The following is an 18284-nucleotide window of genomic DNA, read 5'->3' as shown; positions in this document are numbered from 1 at the left end:
TCTCCGCCAACCGGACTTATCACACCAACTTCCACCGCCCGTCCCCTGCGCGCTTCAGCGCGGGATCGCTCACCCGCACATGCTCCGCGAGGAAATCGATGAATGCGCGCACCCGCGCCGGCAGCGGCGCCGTATGGCCGACATAGACGGCGTGGATGTCTTCGCGGTCGCCGGGATTATAGTTTTGCAGCACCGGCACGAGGCGGCCGGCTTCGATGTCGGGGCCAATGTGGAAGAGGGCAAGGCGGGCAAGCCCGACGCCGCCGAGCGCAAGGCGGCGGGCTATCTCGCCATCGCTGGCGCGGGCGGCCGGCGGCGGCACGGCTTCCTCGGTCTGCTCGCCGCGCTTGAACGGCCAGCCGCGGATCGAGCGCGGAAAGGTCCAGCCGATGCCACGGTGCTCGGCGAGATCCGCCGGCGACTTCGGTATGCCCGCGCGGGCAAGGTAATCCGGGGCGCCGACCACGACCATGCGGCTGGAGCCAAGTTTTCGCGCGACGAGACGTGACGTGCGCAGGGGACCTGCGCGGATGGCGACATCGGCGCGCTCCTGCATCAGGTCGATCAGGGTGTCGGTCAGCACGAGGTCGAGCGTGACGTCGGGATGTTTGGCGAGAAAGCGCGGAATCAGCGGCATCACGTGCAGCATGCCGAAGGGGATGTTGCTGTTGACCGTGAGGCGGCCGCGGGGCGTGGCGCCGGATGCGGCTTCACGTTCGGCTTCCTCCATCTCGCCGAGGATGCGCACGGCGCGTTGGTAGAAGGCCTGGCCTTCCTCCGTCAGCGTGAGCTTGCGCGTGGATCGGTTGATCAGCCGCGAGCCGAGCCGCGCCTCAAGCCGAGAGATCAGCTTGCTGACACCTGATGGAGTCAGCCGCAGTTTTCGCGCGGCCTGGGTGAAGCCGCCGAGGTCGATAACGCGGACGAAAACCTCCATCTCGGCGGAGCGGTTGGTGTCGAAACGGGCCATATTGAATTCACGTCACAAATGATTGGATTGTGGACATTCTAATGGTTTTGCTGCGGCGCGGCTATCTGCGTGGCTCGTCTTCACCCATCGGAGTCACGCATGCCTCCCGCCGTTCTCGCGCTCACCGCCGGTGCCTTCGGCATCGGCACCACAGAGTTCATCATTATGGGCCTGCTGCTCCAGGTCGCCGCCGACATGCATGTGTCAGTGCCGGTCGCGGGCCTGCTCATCTCCGGCTATGCGCTCGGCGTGTTCGTCGGTGCTCCTGTGCTGACGCTAGCGACCCGGCGGCTGCCGCGAAAGACCGTGCTGCTGGCGCTGATGGCGATCTTTACGCTCGGCAATGCAGCCTGTGCGCTCGCGCCGAACTACGAATTGTTGATGGCCGCGCGGGTGCTGACCTCGCTGGCCCACGGTACCTTCTTCGGCGTCGGCTCGGTGGTGGCGACCAGCCTCGTCGCCGAGGACAAGCGCGCCTCCGCGATCTCGACCATGTTCATCGGCCTCACGGTCGCGACACTGCTCGGCGTGCCCTTCGGCGCCTGGTTCGGCCTGATGCTCGGCTGGCGCGCGGCATTCTGGGCGGTGACCGTGATCGGCGTGATCGCCTTTGCGGTGGTGGCGGCGCTGGTGCCAGGTCACGTCGGTAACGGCGACAAGCCGATCTCGCTGGCCGAGGAGATTGCCGTGCTCGGGCGAGGACAGGTGCTGCTCGGCCTCGCCATGACCGTGTTCGGCTTTGCCGGCCTGTTCGTCGTCTTCACCTATATCGAGCCGATCCTGACGCGCTTCACCGGCTTTTCGGAAGCCTCGGTTTCGCCGATCCTGCTGGTGTTCGGTGTCGGGCTTGCGATCGGCAACGTCGCCGGCGGCAAGCTCGCCGATCGTGGTCTCGCGCTTGCGCTGACCGGCACGCTGGCCGCGCTCGCCATCGTGTTGCTTGGCCTCTCCGCCGTGCTGTCGGTCAAGATCCCCACCATTGCGCTGATCCTGTTGCTTGGCATCGCGTCGTTTGCGACCGTCGCGCCGTTGCAGTTGCGCGTGCTGGAGGCGGCCGGCCCGAGCGGCCGCACGCTCGCATCGAGCCTCAACATCGCCGCGTTCAATCTCGGCAACGCGCTCGGCGCCTGGGCCGGCGGCATCACCATCGATCGCGGGTTCGGCCTTTCCGCGCTGCCGCTGGTTGCGGCCGGGATCACCGCAATTGGACTCGTGCTGGCGCTGTGGAGCCTTCAGCTCGACCGCAGGCAGGCCGCAGTTGCGGCGTGCCCGGCGGAATAGCGGCATCATCGAGCATGGAAAAGCTTGGTTCGAAGGATGTCAGCCAAATCGCTGGGCGCACGCCTCTATGAACGAGCAGGCCTGCTCTTTCGATTGGAACAGTCCACGGGTCTGCCAAAGCCGCGCAACTGCGTGTGTAGTATCTCTGTCGAAGGTCGCGAAAGCATTTCTATGAACGGCCAGAAACGGCGATTCCCGCGCTTCGGCCAGCCTTCTCGCTGCTTCCGACTTGTCGCTGAACTGCCAAATGACGGGACATTCCTGGCCATCGAATCTGTATAAATCCGAAAAGTCGCCATAAGTATGCAGCAGGTAGCCGGCATACAGCGCAAACTCAGTCATCTGCTTGCTTCTCGCGCGCTCGAGAAACGCATATGAGAATATCGTCTTCTCGCGAGCTTCAACGTATTCGATCAACTCACGGACGACGGAGGCCGAGAGAACAAACGGAGTGATGGGTGGCATGAATTTCCTAATTGCGGCCTCGTCGATCCGAAAATACCGGCACGTGCTCTCGAAGTAGGCGCGCAAAGGATGCTGCTGGAAATTCCGGACATATGAACGCATGAATTGCCCGTCGACCGTCTCGAGATAGGCTCGCGACAACGGATTGACCAAATGGTTCTTCGCATCCAGCACAATGTAGCGAGGCGTCTCGATCGTGCGGGCAACCATCAGCTTCAGAGCCTGCTGGCGAAACCAGCCCGCCGTATGCGGAAATGCACCAAATGCACAGGCTTGCATGAAGCGCACCCGCGGCGCCAGCCGGCCGTAGCAGTTGAAGAGCCGGGTCCGATCGAGCTCTCCCTCATCGGAGTTGTCGATGACGACGATGCTGCTAACGAAGCCGTCACGATCATCGAGAAACCGGTGCAGCGAACAAGCCTGGAGCTCTAGGAGCGGTTGATCCAGCGCATGTGAAACTGTCACGACGGTATATGGCATGGGAGCAGTCAAACCGTCCTGATCCGAGAATTGCTGTAGCGCTGATCGTGCATGATGCTACGCAGACGTGCTGCATGGTATCTTATCTGGTGTTCGCACGAAGCACCCCGCTTGGCCTCTATCCTCGCGCGGATGAACCGAAGGAGGGTTTTGCCGTCGATCTTTCCGTGCAGATAATTGGCGTAAGCGTCGTGACAATGCCGGTACATCTCCTTCAGGTCGGCATTGACGCGCAGTCTGGCATGCGACCCAAGGCCCGTAGTCGCCGCCGAAGTCAGGGAGTCTGGTCTCATCCTGCGCCAATACAGGACCTCGCTCGTCCAGGACACCGATCCGGCAAGCAGAAAAAGATTGGTCAGGAGAACATCGTAGCCGAATTTGAAGCCACCATAGAACCCTCCGAGAGCGGCGAGCGACGACCGCCGAAACAATCCATGATGAGGCGCTCGATACTGCAGCCGTTGGTCTAGCAATCCTTGCGGTCCGGCCGAAAAAATTCGTTCGCCGGCTTCAATTCGGTCATGACGATCGTGAAACCGGCGCAACGTCGAAAAAGCATAATCGGATCGGTTTGTGCAGAGCTTATTCAACAAGGTCTCGACGCGGGTGGGAACGCTCCAATCGTCGGCATCCTGCACTAGCAGGAACGGATCCTCCGTTGCTGCGGCGGCTACAGCCCGACAGAAGTAGGGCCCCCGGTTTTCTCCCAGGTCAAATCGAATCAGCCTTGGATCGTCGATCTGGGACAAAATAGGCCACGGGTTGGTGGGATCGCCATCGCTAACGACGATCACCCGGATTTTCCGGTGCGATTGTTCAAGGAGGCTCGTGACCGAGTGATAGAGATACGAGTTGCACCGGTAAGTCGGGATGCAGGCAGTTATCCAGAGGTCGCGAATGGCGCGATCCGTCATCGCTGGATCATCTGAAAGCTGCCGGCATCCGGAGGCGGACGTTTTGCGTCCGCGCTGATGCGGGTTCGGCAGGGACACGCTTGTTCGGCTGGGCTAGTCGCCATCGCATCGCTCCTTGAGCAGGGAAAATTTGTCGGCAAACCAGCGGAAATCCCGCGAGAAGGACTGGTGCAATCGAGCACGGTGATTCCAAATTCCATTGCTGGCGACTTCGGCCAGCCAGCTCGCGAGAGCAGCAGGTGCAAGCGTCGCATAATAGTCGTATGTCTGAACGAGCAGTTCTTTCGGCAGATAGCAGCAGGCAAAGCGTAGATAGTTGCGGTGAAGCACCGCGCTGTTGTCTTGAAGGAACGAGCCAACATCGGACCGCGGCCGGAAGCGATGACTTATCAGTAGCTCCGGAACAGTTCTGATCTCACAGCCGCTCAACCACGCGCGGAGGCTGAATTCGGGCTCGGCCGCGCCGTAGAGCGGCAATGACTCGTCATAACCGCCGAGCCGCCAAAATGTCGATTGTTCGATCACCGTGCCGGTACACGCGGCTATCGGTGCGAAGCCGCCATATCCGTCGGCTTTGGGTATCCAGGTGACGCCCATCGACGGTAGCAGCAGCTGACAACCATAGCCGCGAAACGAGGACGCCATGTCGCCGATGGTTGCAGCGAGGATTCGTCGGCTCGCGAGGTTCTGCCAGATGGGCAAGTCCCAGTTCGGGGGGAAACGGGTATTGCCATCGGTGATGACATAGATGGGATAGCGCGCCACGCGCGCTCCGCGATTGCGGGCGAAGGGGATTCCCGACCAGCTTTCGAGACGTATCACGACGAGGCTGGCCTCGCCGTAGCAATCCGCGACCGGCATTAGGCCGTCACATGAATTGTCCGTTGATCCGTCGTCAACGACGACGATCTCCACCGGAAACGAGCGCGATCGTCCCGACAGAATCGACTCCACCGTTTGTACGATCCGGTCGCCCTCATTCCTGACTGGAATAATGACACTCACCGGCGTGATTCGCATGTTTTGGCTGCTCATTCCGGTCTTTGTAACGACGAGCATTCCGCTATCGAGAAGCGCCTTCAAGCGGTTCGACGCGTGACGCGAACCTTATTCCTCCTTCGACTCGCGCATCACGCCATCGCCGAGCGCGACGACTGCAACCACGCCGACCACGACCAGTCCAACAACACCCACCACACCGAGGGCGGACGATCGGATCAACTTGCTGACTGCACGCTGACCGAAGTCGGACAACGGGGGCGGCGGAGGGGACGGCGCATCCGGGGGAGTCGCGTATGCCGGATAGGCTGGTGACGCCGGCGGCACCCACGCCGATCTCGCAATGCCCGTGGTGCCGCTACCATTGGGCGGTGGACTTGGCGGCTTGGGTGGTTTCGGAGGTTTAGGAGGCTTTGGGGGAGGCTTGGGTGGCTTTGGAGGCTTGGGCGGTTTAGGGGGCTTGGGTGGCTTCGGCGGGGGAACAGGAATCTTGCCGCCCAGCGAGTTGAAATCCTTGATCAGCTGAGCCCAATCGACGCCGTTCGGAGCTTTGTCCTTCCCCTTTTCGAGCTGATCGGGCGTGAACAATACGTAAGTATCACCATGGTTCGCGGCGGAGCAGTACTTCTTGATCGCCTTCCACGTCATGGTGCCGAGAAGACCCCAGCTGTCGATGATCACACCATCCGCGGTGTATCCGACGCCAGCAACGCAATGCCCATTTTTCTCGACGGGCGGCCCAGCTGCGTCCCAGACAAAATTAGGCGCAGAAGGTGCCGGACTTATCCATTTGTTAGGAAGCTCCAGCCCGAGAAACAGGTTCTCGAACAGATAAAGCGCCGCGGCCAACTCGTTCCTGTTCGTCGGATCCACCGCTAGTGATCCGAGAAGCTTGGTCCCGTTAGCGAAGCCGTGTTCGAACCAGTAGTTGAGGGCTGTCGACTCATCGCAACCATTGTCGGTGCTGTCGTCCCCCGGAACATATCCGCCGATCGCGCTGTAGTCTGCGATAATCTGCTGCGAGGAAGCCGTAAACAGGTCATTGGCGTTGCCTGTCTCCACGCCGACCACGTGATAGCCGCTCGCTATAACGCAGTCACCCAACTGGGAATTGAGATAGTCGTTATCGAGAACCGGCTTAGCCGGCGCACTGTAATCGACGGCGGGAGGTGGCTTGGGAAGCTTCGGCAGCAGGTAGTTCTTGAGGAAGAGCCGGGGCCCCCGGGCGACCGGTCTGCGTCGCCCCATTTTTACGGTTCGATTGAGGTGCGGCAAATAAATCTTTTTTAAAGCCATAAGAACAAGGCCCTTAACCTAACGGTTTGAAGAGGCTTTCAATGCGAAGAATAAAAATCAATTAACATGAGTCACTGTAATCTATGGTTGTATGGAGCGCAATCGCTTGAGGTCGGGATTTTTGGCCTCGTGTGTCGGGCTTGAATGGCACGGCCCTGCAAGCAGAGATTCTGAGGTTTAATGGTCAGCTATAACTAATAGAAAGCAGCGATCGCGGCGCTGATCCCCGCTGGAAGATTGGTCTCGCCCGTCAACGTGGTGATGAAGACGGGATCATCGACCACAGCGAGACCGTCCAGCTTGATCGGATGCAGCGGCGCCGCCGCGGCTGTGACGGCACGCAAATCGGGACCGGTCCGAATGCCGTTATATTCGAGCCGCGGTCGCAATTGGACATTGTTGCCGAACTGCTCGTCGAGCGCGAGGCGCCAACCATGACGCGACACCTTTCCGCTGGCGATCGCCGCACTCATGGCGAGGCTATGGTGCTGCAGCGTGCCGAGATTGCCGAGCGCGGCGCCCAACCGGCTGGTCGCCTCCGCCAGCGTGATTTTCTCGATGCCGGGATCCTGATCGGGCGAGGTGAAGTCGATCAGCCGCGCCGTCCCTCCGATCACGAGGTCCTCGCCGCTCCCTCCGGCCTGTTGCATGGCCTTCTTCGATCCGTAATGCGGTTGCCCACCGATCGTCACCAAAGCGATATCCTGCTCGCGCGAGTTGATCAGATGATCATAAGGATCGCCATCCCGGCCGTTGACGACGAGGAGATCGGCAAACTTGCCATTCGCGATCGTTCCCAGCTTTCCATCCCATTTCAGGATCTCAGCCGGATTGCGCGTCGCCATCGAGACGATGTCGTAGGCGCTGAATCCGAGCCCGAAATGCGCTGATACGACCTTCGCAGCCTTCAGCTCGCCCAGCAGATTCTTGCTGCCCGACGGCGACCAGTCCGAGCCGAGCGCGATGGTGAGGCCGGCCGCACGTGCGGCGACGACATCCGTCGTCTTCCCGTACAGCAGCAGATTGCTCAGGGGAGACCACACGACCTTGGCCTTGTGCTCGGCCATCGTGGAGAAGTCGGTCGCGTCGAGCGCCGTGCAATGGATGCCGGCCAGCGACGGCTCGATCGCCCACGTTCCCGCGGCATTCTTCAGCGCAAGAAAATGACTATGCGCCTTGGCATCGATGCCCTCGCTGAGATGAAGCAGAAAGCATGCCGACGACTTGAGCTCGTTGTCGAACTTCGCCCAATCCTGGGCGTCCACATCGGGGATCTTCGAGTGTGCCCGCGGCAGATCGGGAGGGCTGCCGATCTCGACGGCGCGCAGCGCTCCCTTGTAGTATTTGTGGATCGTCCCGCTCCAGTTCGACAGCGTGATCCCCTGGCTCGTCGTCGTGCCGGCGACCAGACATTTGGCTTCGACGTAGCGAACCAACGCCGGCAGCAGCGAGCCGTCGTCGGCAAGCGCAATCGCGCTCATCGGGCCGGTCACCGAGGTCTTGTACGATGCCGCGTTCTGCCACTGGTCGCGGTTCTGGTACAGCTGCGGCACGTGCCAGAGCGGCAGGATGTTGTAGCTCAGGTGATTATGCAGCTCGATCAGGCCAGGGTAGATGGTGCCGCCGGTGTCGATCGCATCGACGGTCTCGAAGCCTGCCGGCGCGGACTGTCCCTTCGGCGTCACGGCAGCGATACGATGATCCTCAATGAAGATCGTTCCGCTGTCGATGATGTCGCCTTCGGCGGCCATGGTCACGATCCGCCCGGACAGGGCCCATCGTTTCGGCGCGATTGGGGCCGGGCTCATGGGATCACTCCATCGGGGACGGTGATCGCGATCGTGCGCCGCTTGGCCGCCGCGTCAGCGCCCTGGCGTGTCGCCCATGGTGCGTCTCCGCGCATCCAGACCGGCAGGCCCGCCGGAATATCCTTTGCGATGATGTCGACCAGCTCGGAAAGCTTGAAGGCGTCGCCATACGGCACAAGTGCGGCTGCTGCGTCGGGATGCTTGATCTGCGGTCCGAGAGCTGTCAGCGCGGCATTCCACTTGGTCAGCATGACCTTGGTATTCGCCGCCTGCGTCGCTGCATCGGGTGCGGAGCTCTCCGGCCAGGTCGGATGAGGAATGTGCTGATATGCAAGGGCCTTGTAGGCGGCGCCATCGGCGGTCATGAGCCAGGCGTGCCAGGCGTCGTCCGCAAGACTGCCAAGCGAGACAACGGCTTCGATGCTGCCGAGCCCCAGGACGGCCTTGAACCATTTGTTGCGATAGAGGACGATGCCCGGCTCGTTCTTGTGCTTGTTGCCGCCGCTCTGTCCGTAGACGCTGTACAGGAAGGTGTTCACCATCACATAGCTCTGCGTGATGCCGAGCTTCGCCAGAAAGCCCTGGGTCCGCCGGCCCGCAGTGCCAATCAGGATCCGGCGCACGATCGTTTCGTGCTGGGCGGGATCCTGACCGATTACGAGCACGCGCGCTGATCCGTCGAGCCGGCCGCGGTGAAAGATCGGACCCCATTCGACCCGGAAATCGTGTGGATCATAGGCCTCAGGGCCGGGGTAGTCGGCGCATAGATCGTGAAATGGCTGCTGGCCGTATCCGCTGTCGAAGTCAACGAGCATGGCAATGCTCCAATATGTCGATGCAAAAGAACTGCGTCAAAATAACTCGGTCGCAACCCGGCAATCTTAACGCTAGTTCGCCGCGCCGTTCAACCACTTTGTAGGCCATGAGCGCGGACCTAAGGTGCCTTCGCCGGGGCACGCGATGGTGCGTCGCGCCAGCGCGCCATGCAGAATCGCACCTGTACAGCCGCGCATGCCGTCCGTAACGTTCGCCGCGCAATTTCAGGAGATGCGGCGTGGCGAAGAAGACGGCGATGAAGAAAAACGCTTCCAAGAAGGCAGCGAAAACCTCTGGCCAGAAGAGTCCGGTCCGCAAAGGGGCCGTCGCCAAGACGATAAAGAAGACGACAAAGAGGACCGTGGCGCCGGCGCGCAAATCGGCCACTGCGCGCCCCCCCAAGGGGCCAGCCTGGCAATGGTCGGCGGTAGAGACCGCGGCGGCGATCCGCGCCGGCGCAATCTCCGCGGTGGAAACCGTCGAGGCGCATCTGGAGCGGATGCATGCGGTCAATCCGCGGCTGAACGCGGTCGTCGTCGATCTCGGCGAGGACGCGCTGAGGGCCGGGCATGCGGCCGACAGGCGGCGCGCCAAGGGCGGCGAGCTCGGCCTCCTGCACGGCGTGCCCATCACCATCAAGGAAAACGTCGACTACGAAGGCCGACCCAATTTCAACGGCGTCCCCGCCAACAAGGATCTCGTTGCGCCATCGGATTCGCCTGTGGTGCGTAACCTGAAGAAGGCCGGGGCAATCGTCATCGGCCTCACCAATACGCCGGAATTCTCGTTCCGCGGCTTCACCGACAATCCGCTGCACGGATTGACCCTCAATCCCTGGGACCCGAACATCACCTGCGGCGGCTCCTCGGGCGGCGCGGGGTCGGCGGTTGCCGCCGGCATCGGCACCATCGCGCATGGCAACGACATCGGCGGCTCGCTGCGCTGGCCGGCGCATTGCAACGGTGTTGCTACCATCAAGCCGACGCAGGGCCGCATTCCCGCCTTCAACGCAAGCGCGACGGCGGAGCGGCCGATGCTGGCACATCTGATGTCGGCACAGGGGCCGCTCGCCCGCCACGTCGGCGACGTCCGTCTCGCGCTGGAGGTGATGAGCCAGCGCGATCCGCGCGATCCCTGGTGGGTGCCGGCGCCGCTGACCGGACCGAAGCCGAAGGGCCCGATCAAGGTCGCGCTGGCCAAGATCCCGGAAGACATGGCGGTCGATCCGGCGGTCAGCGCGGCGCTGCGCCAGGCCGCCGATCACCTGGAGCGCTCCGGCTATCGCGTCAGCGAGGTCGAGGTGCCCGACATCAACGGCGTCTGGCAGACCTGGTGCGACATCATCACCAACGAGACGGTGGTGATGCAGGAGGCCGGCATGCTGAAGGTTACGTCGGAGGACTTCCACAAGGCGTGGGGCGGCATGAAGACCAAAGCCAACGCGCTCGATCTCAAGGCCTGGATGCAGGCGACAGCCGCCCGCAACGGCCATATCCGTGCCTGGCAATTGTTCTTCGAGGAGTATCCGGTGGTGCTGGCGCCGACCACGGTGAAGCCGACGCCGGGTCCGCGCGACGACACCGTCAGTGCCGAACGCGTGCAAGAAATCTTTTGGGGCGAGATCCGCTTCATCTCCGCGATCAACGTGCTGGGGCTGCCCGGCGCCGTGGTGCCGGTGGCCGTGCACGATGGCAGACCGATCGGCGTGCAGCTCATCGCGGGCCGCTACCGCGAGGATCTCGCGCTGGACGCTGCCGCCGCGATCGAGAAGCGCGCCGGCGTGCTGACCCACCGGCTCTGGGAGACGATGGCCTGAACTTGCTCGCGGGGCTTCGCGCGGTACGTGCGAAGCCCCGCGAGAGGGCATCATTCAAATTTTAGCCAATTCACCAACAAATATTAGGGTTACTTCCTCTATCTCTAGGCGAATTATTGTCCGCTTTACCACCCGCCTCTAACAGAGGGACGGCGGACAACGCACATGCCTCATACAGGCCAATAAGTGCAGCCCGCTCCACGCGGAGGTGGTACGATGCGCAACGAGACGATTGCTATTCACGCCGGCTACGAGCCCGAAGCCACCACGCACGCGGTTGCCGTGCCGATCTACCAGACCGCGGCGTACGCCTTCGACAGCGCCGATCATGGCGCGGCCCTCTTCAATCTCGAGGCCGAAGGTTTCCGTTACAGCCGCATCGCCAATCCGACCAGCGCGGTGCTGGAGAAGCGCATCGCCCAGCTCGAAGGTGGCGTCGGCGCGCTCGCGGTCGCGACCGGCCAGGCTGCGTTGCATTTCGCCTTCGTCAACGTCGCCGACCATGGCGGCAACATCGTGTCCGTGCCGCAGCTCTACGGCACCACCCACACGCTGCTCTCGCACATCCTGCCGCGGCAGGGCATCACCGGCCGCTTCGCCGAGAGCGACAAGCTTGATGCAATCGAGAAGCTGATCGACGAGAACACCCGGGCGGTGTTCGCCGAGACCATCGGCAATCCCGCCGGCAATGTCTGCGACATCGAGGCGCTGGCCAGGATCGCGCATGCCCACGGCGTGCCACTGATCGTCGACAACACCGTCGCCACGCCCATCCTGCTCAAGCCGTTCGACTACGGCGCCGACATCGCCGTGCATTCGCTGACCAAATTCCTGGGCGGTCATGGCACCACGCTCGGCGGCGCCATCGTCGATTCCGGAAATTTCCCCTGGGCCAGGCACGCCGATCGCTTCCCGGCCTACAACAAGCCGGACGCCTCCTACCATGGCCTCGTCTATGCCGAGCGCTTCGGCAAGACCGCCTATATCGAGCGCGCGCGCAGCGTCTATCAGCGCACCATGGGTTCGGTGCTGTCGCCGTTCAACGCCTTCCTGCTGCTCCAGGGCATCGAGACGGTGGCGCTGCGCATGGAGCGCCATTGCGAGAACGCCCGCAAGGTCGCTGAATTCCTGCGCAACGATCCGCGCGTCGCCTGGGTCAACTACACCGGCTTCCCGGATAGCCCCTATTATCCGCTGGTCCAGAAGTATCTCGACGGCAACGCCTCCTCGCTGTTCACCTTCGGCATCAAGGGCGGCATGGAAGCCGGCAAGAACTTCTATGATGCGCTGAAGCTGATCACCCGCCTCGTCAATATCGGCGATGCCAAGTCGCTGGCCTGCCATCCGGCCTCGACCACGCACCGGCAAATGTCGCCGGAGCAGCAGCGCACAGCCGGTGTGCTGCCGGAGACGATCCGCCTCTCGATCGGTATCGAGCATGCCGCTGATATCATCGAGGACGTCGACCAGGCGCTGGAGAAGGCCTGTCCGGCCGCGCGTCTTCAGGCCGCGGAGTAGGCAATCCGGCCGATGAGCGTCTTGATCGACAGGGATCAAGGTATCGCAAGCCCGGCACTGGTGCCGGCCGAGGGCGATCTCGCGCGCGATCATGCCGGTGCCGAGCTCAACATCGGGCTGATCAACAACATGCCGGATACGGCGCTGAAGGCGACCGAGCGGCAGTTCATGAAGCTGCTCCAAGCCGCTGCAGGGCCACGCCGCATCCGCTTCCATTGCTTCTCGCTGCCGTCGGTGACGCGCTCGCCGGAAGCGAAGTGGCATGTCGAGAGCGAATATTCCGATCTCTCCGATCTCAAGCGCGAGAGGTTCGACGGGCTGATCGTGACCGGTGCCGAGCCGGTCGCGCCCGAGCTCGATCAGGAGCCGTACTGGCGCGATCTCACCGAGCTGGTCGACTGGGCCAGGACCAATACCCGCTCGACGATCTGGTCATGCCTTGCCGCTCATGCGGCGGTGCTGCATCTCGATCGCATCGAACGGCAGCGGCTGCCGGCCAAATGTCATGGCATCTTCGACTGCGCGACTGTGACCGGCGACCCGCTGACGCGTGATGCCCCGGCGCCGCTCAAGGTCTCGCATTCCCGTCTCAACGAAGTCACTGAGGGAGATCTCACGCAGGCCGGCTATCAGGTGCTGACCAGGTCGGCGCAGGCCGGCGTGGACGTCTTCGTCCGGCAGTATGACAGCCGATTCGTGTTCTTCCAGGGTCATCCCGAATATGACGCGCTGTCGCTGCAGCGCGAATATTTGCGCGACGTCGGCCGCTTCCTCGCGCGCGAACGGGAGGCCTATCCGGCGTTCCCCGTGAGTTATTTTGACGCAGCGACGGAGGAAAAACTCGCGCGCTTCGAAAAGCGGGCGAGGCACCAGCGGCATCCGGCACTGACCAATGAATTGCCGGCGCTGACTTTGCGCACCGATATTGCGGCCGGCAGCGCCGCGGCCGCGCTTTTCCGCAACTGGCTGCAGTATCTCGGCACAGACGCGGAAGCTCCGCTGCTGGCGCGTTAACCCAAGGCTGTACGTCACGCGTTAGGATTACCCAGGCGTTAAGCTTGCCTCAGACCGCGCGCAAATGTTTCAGTAGAGAAATATGAAATCACAGGGAATGCACCCGTGCTGTCGGCTCTCAACGGACGCTTGAGCAATCGGCTGGCCCGGCATTTCCGCGCCGCGCCGCACCGCTTGCCGGCGCACGCGCCGATGGTGAGCTTCACCTTCGATGACGCCCCCGATAGCGCCGCAGGCGAGGGGGCCTCGCTGCTGGAAGCGCATGGCGGGCGCGGTACGTTCTATCTCGCCGGCAGCCTGATCGATCGGCCCTCGGATCATTGGCATGGCCTGTCGAACGATGCGATCGTCCGGCTGCATCGCGGCGGCCACGAGATCGGCTGCCACACTTTCTCGCATTCGCGCGCGGTCGATCTCGACGAGAGCGCGATGGCGCGCGAGATCGAACGGAACCGCAGTTATTTTCTCGGCATCGATTCCTCGATCCGGCTCGAGAATTTCGCCTATCCATATGGCCTTGCCTCGGTCTGGCGCAAACCGCAGCTCGCCCAGAACTTCCGCTCTGCGCGAGGCATCCTTCCGGGTGTCAACAGCGATGTCATCGATCTCCAGTTCCTGCGCGCTTCGCCGTTGGTCAATTACGAGATCGATATGGCGGGCGTGGACCGTTATTTCGACGAGGCGGTCGCAAGCGGCGGCTGGCTGATCTTCTACGGCCACGATGTCGTCGACGCGCCGAGCCCCTATGGCTGCACCCCGGCCTTGTTGCGCCACGCGCTGAAGGCTGCGGAAAAGCGCAACATGCCGATCGTGACGGTCGCCGAGGCCCTGCGCCGGATCGGGGCGTAGCAGACTCTTCCCTTCTCCCCTTGTGGGAGAAGGTGGCGCGAAGCGCCGGATGAGGGGTATCTCTCCGCGAACTCCAATGCCGAACAGGAACCGGGGCTAGATACCCCTCACCCGTCTCGCCGCTTCGCGGCGAGCCACCCTCTCCCACAAGGGGAGAGGGAAAGAGCCGCGCCCGCCGCGCAAACAGTCTTGCAACGCCAGCGCCGTCATGCGACTGGCGTTATGACGAATCTCGCAAACCCCCGACACGCCACGCTCATGTCCGCCCCTTCCACCGCTCCGCTGCCAGCGCCGGCCGATGGCCGCGATGCGCTGTCGGTGCTGCATTCGGTGTTCGGCCTGCCGGGGTTCCGAGGCGCGCAAGGCGAAATCATCCGGCACGTGACCGACGGCGGCAATTGCCTGGTGCTGATGCCGACCGGCGGCGGCAAGTCGTTGTGCTATCAATTGCCGTCGCTGTTGCGTGAGGGCTGCGGTATCGTTGTCTCGCCGCTGATCGCGCTGATGCGCGACCAGGTCGCAGGTTTGATCGAGGCCGGCGTCAATGCTGCCGCGCTCAACTCGTCGCTGACATCGCAGGAGGCCTCCGACATCGAGCGGCGTCTGATCGCAGGTGATCTCGATCTGCTCTATGTCGCGCCGGAACGCCTGGTGACGCCACGCTGCCTGTCGATGCTGGCGCAGGCCAAGGTGGCGCTGTTCGCGATCGACGAAGCGCATTGCGTCTCGCAATGGGGGCATGACTTCCGGCCCGAATATGTCGGCCTGTCCATCATCGCCGAGCGCTTCCCCGACGTGCCGCGCATCGCGCTGACCGCGACCGCTGACGACCTGACGCGGAAGGAGATCGTCCAGCGACTCCAGCTGACAGACAGCCCGCAATTCGTATCGAGCTTCGACCGGCCCAACATCCGCTACGAGATCGTCGACAAGCGCAATGCGGTGTCGCAGCTGAAGGAGTTCATCCGGGAACGCCATGCCGGAGACGCCGGCGTGGTCTATTGCCTGTCCCGCAACCGCGTCGAGGAGGTTGCTGCCGCACTCGCCGAGGCCGGCATTGCAGCGCTGCCCTATCACGCCGGGCTCGATGGCCAGGTGCGCTCGCGCAATCAAGATCGCTTCCTCAATGAGGACGGCATCGTCATCGTCGCGACCATCGCTTTCGGCATGGGTATCGACAAGCCCGACGTGCGCTTCGTCGCCCATCTCGATCTGCCCAAGAGCATCGAGGCCTATTACCAGGAAACCGGGCGTGCGGGGCGCGACGGCAAGCCGTCGGCGGCGTGGATGGCCTACGGCCTATCCGACATCGTGCAGCAGCGCCGCATGATCGACGAGTCCAGTGGGTCCGATGACTTCAAGCGCGTGTCGATCGGCAAGCTCGATGCGCTGGTCGGGCTCGCCGAGACCGCGCAGTGCCGGCGCCGGCGGCTGCTCGCCTATTTCGGCGAGACCTCGCATGGCGAGACTTGCGGCAATTGCGACAATTGCCTGACCCCGCCGCAAATGCGCGACGGCAAGGTGTTGGCGCAGAAGCTGCTATCCTGCGCCTATCGCACCGGACAACGTTTCGGTGCGATGCATCTGATCGACGTGCTGATCGGACGTCTGACCGAGAAGGTGACGCAGTTCGGCCACGACAAACTGTCGGTGTTCGGCATTGGGCGCGAGCTCAACGAGAAGCAATGGCGCACCGTGCTGCGGCAGCTGGTGGCCATGGGCCATTTGCAGAGCGACAGCGAAGCCTTTGGCGCGCTGAAGCTGACGGAGACCGCGCGCGGCGTGCTGCGCGGGGAGACAGAAGTCTGGCTGCGCGAGGAGGCGCCGGGCACCCGGGTCCGGTCAAGCCGCGCAAAATCCCGCCGCGGCGACCTCGCGCCGGCGGCCAGCGCACCGAAGGGCGACGTCGATCCCGAATTGCGCGCGCGGCTGCGCTCCTGGCGCTCGGATATCGCGCGCGAACGCGGCGTGCCCGCCTATGTCGTGCTGCACGATGCCACCATCGACGGCATCGTCCGGGCCTGGCCGACCACGCTGGACGAGCTGCGCAATGTGCCGGGGATCGGCGACAAGAAGCTCGAGCACTACGGCGACGAGCTGCTGCAGATCGTCAGGACGCGGTAGGAAGTAGCGCAGCGGTTGTCGGCGCGCTCAACTCCCTCCATACGTCATCCCGGACAAGCGCAGCGAAGCGGAGCGCAGATCCGGGATCCATACCGCGTGATCTATCTTGGGGCACGCGCGGAGAGGGTCTCGGGTCTGCGCTTACGCTTGCCCGGGACGACATCGGAGTGGAGGCGCGAGGTGCTGCCTACTTCACCCGTTCCGGAACGCATACCCATAGCCGTTCAGCGCCGGCGCGCCGCCGAGATGGGCGTAGAGTATCTTCGCGCCCTTCTCGAAATGGCCCTTCCGGGTCAGGTCGATCAGGCCCTGCATCGATTTGCCTTCATAGACGGGGTCGGTGATCATCGCCTCTAACCGCGCGGTGAGGCGGATTGCCTCCTTGGTCTCCTCCGACGGCACGCCATAAGCGGGATAGGCGTAGTCCTCGATCAGCACGACGTCGTCTGCCACGATGTCCTTGCCAAGCTCGACGAGCTTTGCCGTGTTCTGCGCGATCTCGAGCACCTGTGCCTTGGTCTGCGCCGGCGTGAACGACCCATCGATGCCGATCACTTTTCGCGCGCGGCCGTCGGCGGCAAAGCCGACCAGCATGCCGGCATGGGTCGAACCGGTCACGGTGCAGACGATGATGTAGTCGAACTTGAAGCCGAGCTCTTTCTCCTGGTTGCGCACTTCCTCGGCGAAGCCGACATAGCCGAGCCCGCCAAATTTATGCACGGAGGCGCCGGCCGGGATCGCGTAGGGCTTGCCGCCCGCGGCTTTCACGTCCTCGATCGCCTGCTCCCAGCTCTTGCGGATGCCGATGTCGAAACCATCGTCGACCAGGCGCACGTCAGCGCCCATGATGCGCGAGAGCATGATGTTGCCGACGCGGTCATAGACCGCGTCCTCGTGCGGCACCCAGGCTTCCTGCACCAGACGGCACTTCATGCCGATCTTGGCGGCGACCGCCGCGATCATGCGGGTGTGGTTCGACTGCACGCCGCCGATCGAGACGAGCGTGTCGGCGTTCGACGCGATCGCGTCGGGGATGATGTATTCGAGCTTGCGCAGCTTGTTGCCGCCATAGGCGAGACCGGAATTGCAGTCCTCACGCTTGGCGTAGATCTCGACATTGCCGCCGAGGTGCTTCGAGAGCCGTTCCAGCTTCTCGATGGGCGTCGGGCCGAAGGTCAGCGGATAGCGCGCGAATTTGTCCAGTCTCATTGGATCATCCCGATTGGTGTTGGTGTCTGGGATGTGGCTAGCATTGCGCTGCAAGAAGGTGCTCTCGAATATTGCGCCCATGTTGCACACAATCTTGCAAATATTATCTTGGGAGCTAATATTCCTTCCGTAGCAGCATCAATTTACGGAAGCTTCTTCCATGTCCGCCCGTCTCGACCGTATCGACCTCAAGATGTTGAGATTGCTGCAGAATAATGGCCGGCTAAGCAACGCCGAGCTGGCCGAAACCGTCGCGATCAGCCCCGCCACCTGCCACCGTCGCACCCAGCGCCTGTTCGAGGACGGCTTTATTGCCGCGGTCCGCGCCATGGTGGCGCCGAAGAAGGTGGCCAAGGGCACGCTGGTGATGGTCGGCGTCGTGCTCGACCGCTCGACCCCGGAGAGCTTTGCGACCTTCGAGCAGGCGATCACGAGGCTGAAATTCGTGCTCGACTGCCACCTCGTCGCCGGCGACTTCGACTACTTCCTGAAAATCCGTGTCGGCGACATGGAGGACTTCAACCGCATCCATGGCGAGCAGCTCATCGCGCTGCCCGGCGTTCGCCAGACCCGCACTTTCTTCGTGATGAAGGAGGTCGTCGACAACGCGCCACTGGAGTTTTGAGCCAGAGCGTTTTCCAGCGAAGCGGAAACCGGTTCGCGGCATGAAAACGCATCAAACAATAATGCAGAGCTATTGATGCGCGATACGCATCGTGAGAGAT

Annotated in this window: 15 protein-coding genes; 7 read left to right on the top strand and 8 right to left on the bottom strand. The window is 62.8% G+C overall.

Translation table 11 applies throughout. The features are described 5' to 3' along the window. Positions 1 to 19: 19 nt before the first annotated feature. Positions 20 to 970 (bottom strand): LysR family transcriptional regulator, encoded by a 951-nt coding sequence (locus tag ABID59_RS35150; RefSeq protein ID WP_354086405.1) that lies wholly within the window; start codon positions 968 to 970, stop codon positions 20 to 22. A gap of 99 nt (positions 971 to 1069) precedes the next feature. Between ABID59_RS35150 and ABID59_RS35145 the strand changes: the two genes are divergently transcribed. After that, complete coding sequence (locus ABID59_RS35145) at positions 1070 to 2251, top strand: MFS transporter (RefSeq protein ID WP_354086404.1); 1182 nt, start codon at positions 1070 to 1072, stop codon at positions 2249 to 2251. Positions 2252 to 2290: 39 nt separating this feature from the next. On the opposite strand, the gene ABID59_RS35140 is transcribed toward ABID59_RS35145, so the two are convergent. From ABID59_RS35140 to ABID59_RS35115, 6 genes are all read right to left on the bottom strand, one after another. Beyond that, positions 2291 to 3196 (bottom strand): DUF6492 family protein, encoded by a 906-nt coding sequence (locus tag ABID59_RS35140; protein WP_354086403.1) that lies wholly within the window; start codon positions 3194 to 3196, stop codon positions 2291 to 2293. An 8-nt stretch (positions 3197 to 3204) separates the two neighbouring features. Further along, positions 3205 to 4110: a glycosyltransferase family 2 protein gene (locus tag ABID59_RS35135; RefSeq protein WP_148755833.1), complete on the bottom strand. Its 906-nt coding sequence runs from the start codon at positions 4108 to 4110 to the stop codon at positions 3205 to 3207. 93 nt (positions 4111 to 4203) lie between these two features. Beyond that, positions 4204 to 5193 carry a glycosyltransferase family 2 protein gene (locus ABID59_RS35130; protein WP_354086402.1) on the bottom strand — a complete coding sequence of 330 codons (990 nt, stop codon included), beginning with the start codon at positions 5191 to 5193 and terminating at the stop codon, positions 4204 to 4206. Positions 5194 to 5217: 24 nt separating this feature from the next. Then, positions 5218 to 6405: a hypothetical protein gene (locus ABID59_RS35125; RefSeq protein WP_354086401.1), complete on the bottom strand. Its 1188-nt coding sequence runs from the start codon at positions 6403 to 6405 to the stop codon at positions 5218 to 5220. A 194-nt stretch (positions 6406 to 6599) separates the two neighbouring features. Then, complete coding sequence (locus tag ABID59_RS35120; RefSeq protein ID WP_354086400.1) at positions 6600 to 8213, bottom strand: amidohydrolase family protein; 1614 nt, start codon at positions 8211 to 8213, stop codon at positions 6600 to 6602. Further along, entirely contained in the window at positions 8210 to 9028 is an 819-nt protein-coding gene (locus ABID59_RS35115) for a uracil-DNA glycosylase family protein (RefSeq protein ID WP_148755829.1), read from the bottom strand. Before ABID59_RS35115 ends, ABID59_RS35120 begins: the two co-directional genes overlap by 4 nt. A 239-nt stretch (positions 9029 to 9267) precedes the next feature. On the opposite strand from ABID59_RS35115, the gene ABID59_RS35110 reads away from it, so the two are divergent. The 5 genes from ABID59_RS35110 (at position 9268) to recQ (ending at position 16350) form a co-directional block, all read left to right on the top strand. Continuing rightward, complete coding sequence (locus ABID59_RS35110; RefSeq protein WP_354086399.1) at positions 9268 to 10845, top strand: amidase family protein; 1578 nt, start codon at positions 9268 to 9270, stop codon at positions 10843 to 10845. Between the two features lie 216 nt (positions 10846 to 11061). Then, entirely contained in the window at positions 11062 to 12363 is a 1302-nt protein-coding gene (locus tag ABID59_RS35105) for an O-acetylhomoserine aminocarboxypropyltransferase/cysteine synthase family protein (protein ID WP_148755827.1), read from the top strand. A gap of 12 nt (positions 12364 to 12375) precedes the next feature. Then, positions 12376 to 13377: a homoserine O-succinyltransferase MetA gene (gene metA / locus ABID59_RS35100; protein WP_354086398.1), complete on the top strand. Its 1002-nt coding sequence runs from the start codon at positions 12376 to 12378 to the stop codon at positions 13375 to 13377. A 105-nt stretch (positions 13378 to 13482) separates the two neighbouring features. Continuing rightward, positions 13483 to 14226 carry a polysaccharide deacetylase family protein gene (locus ABID59_RS35095; protein WP_354086397.1) on the top strand — a complete coding sequence of 248 codons (744 nt, stop codon included), beginning with the start codon at positions 13483 to 13485 and terminating at the stop codon, positions 14224 to 14226. Between the two features lie 258 nt (positions 14227 to 14484). After that, complete coding sequence (recQ, locus tag ABID59_RS35090) at positions 14485 to 16350, top strand: DNA helicase RecQ (protein ID WP_354086396.1); 1866 nt, start codon at positions 14485 to 14487, stop codon at positions 16348 to 16350. A 192-nt stretch (positions 16351 to 16542) separates the two neighbouring features. On the opposite strand, the gene ABID59_RS35085 is transcribed toward recQ, so the two are convergent. After that, a complete protein-coding gene (locus ABID59_RS35085) occupies positions 16543 to 17559 on the bottom strand; it encodes a 1-aminocyclopropane-1-carboxylate deaminase (RefSeq protein WP_148755823.1) in 1017 nt (338 codons plus the stop codon). Between the two features lie 160 nt (positions 17560 to 17719). Between ABID59_RS35085 and ABID59_RS35080 the strand changes: the two genes are divergently transcribed. Continuing rightward, complete coding sequence (locus tag ABID59_RS35080) at positions 17720 to 18184, top strand: Lrp/AsnC family transcriptional regulator (RefSeq protein ID WP_354086395.1); 465 nt, start codon at positions 17720 to 17722, stop codon at positions 18182 to 18184. Positions 18185 to 18284 lie beyond the last annotated feature (100 nt).

Origin of the sequence: Bradyrhizobium sp. S3.3.6, assembly GCF_040546905.1 — a bacterium.
Taxonomy (GTDB): domain Bacteria; phylum Pseudomonadota; class Alphaproteobacteria; order Rhizobiales; family Xanthobacteraceae; genus Bradyrhizobium; species Bradyrhizobium cytisi.
This window is presented reverse-complemented; position numbering and strand designations above follow the sequence as displayed.

What these genes read in the sequence shown, in the direction of transcription:
- ABID59_RS35150 (WP_354086405.1), bottom strand. Translation starts at nt 970, where the DNA reads ATGGCCCGTTTCGACACCAACCGCTCCGCCGAGATGGAGGTTTTCGTC.
- ABID59_RS35145 (WP_354086404.1), top strand. Translation starts at nt 1,070, where the DNA reads ATGCCTCCCGCCGTTCTCGCGCTCACCGCCGGTGCCTTCGGCATCGGC.
- ABID59_RS35140 (WP_354086403.1), bottom strand. Translation starts at nt 3,196, where the DNA reads ATGCCATATACCGTCGTGACAGTTTCACATGCGCTGGATCAACCGCTC.
- ABID59_RS35135 (WP_148755833.1), bottom strand. Translation starts at nt 4,110, where the DNA reads ATGACGGATCGCGCCATTCGCGACCTCTGGATAACTGCCTGCATCCCG.
- ABID59_RS35125 (WP_354086401.1), bottom strand. Translation starts at nt 6,405, where the DNA reads ATGGCTTTAAAAAAGATTTATTTGCCGCACCTCAATCGAACCGTAAAA.
- ABID59_RS35120 (WP_354086400.1), bottom strand. Translation starts at nt 8,213, where the DNA reads ATGAGCCCGGCCCCAATCGCGCCGAAACGATGGGCCCTGTCCGGGCGG.
- ABID59_RS35115 (WP_148755829.1), bottom strand. Translation starts at nt 9,028, where the DNA reads ATGCTCGTTGACTTCGACAGCGGATACGGCCAGCAGCCATTTCACGAT.
- ABID59_RS35105 (WP_148755827.1), top strand. Translation starts at nt 11,062, where the DNA reads ATGCGCAACGAGACGATTGCTATTCACGCCGGCTACGAGCCCGAAGCC.
- metA (WP_354086398.1), top strand. Translation starts at nt 12,376, where the DNA reads ATGAGCGTCTTGATCGACAGGGATCAAGGTATCGCAAGCCCGGCACTG.
- recQ (WP_354086396.1), top strand. Translation starts at nt 14,485, where the DNA reads ATGTCCGCCCCTTCCACCGCTCCGCTGCCAGCGCCGGCCGATGGCCGC.
- ABID59_RS35085 (WP_148755823.1), bottom strand. Translation starts at nt 17,559, where the DNA reads ATGAGACTGGACAAATTCGCGCGCTATCCGCTGACCTTCGGCCCGACG.
- ABID59_RS35080 (WP_354086395.1), top strand. Translation starts at nt 17,720, where the DNA reads ATGTCCGCCCGTCTCGACCGTATCGACCTCAAGATGTTGAGATTGCTG.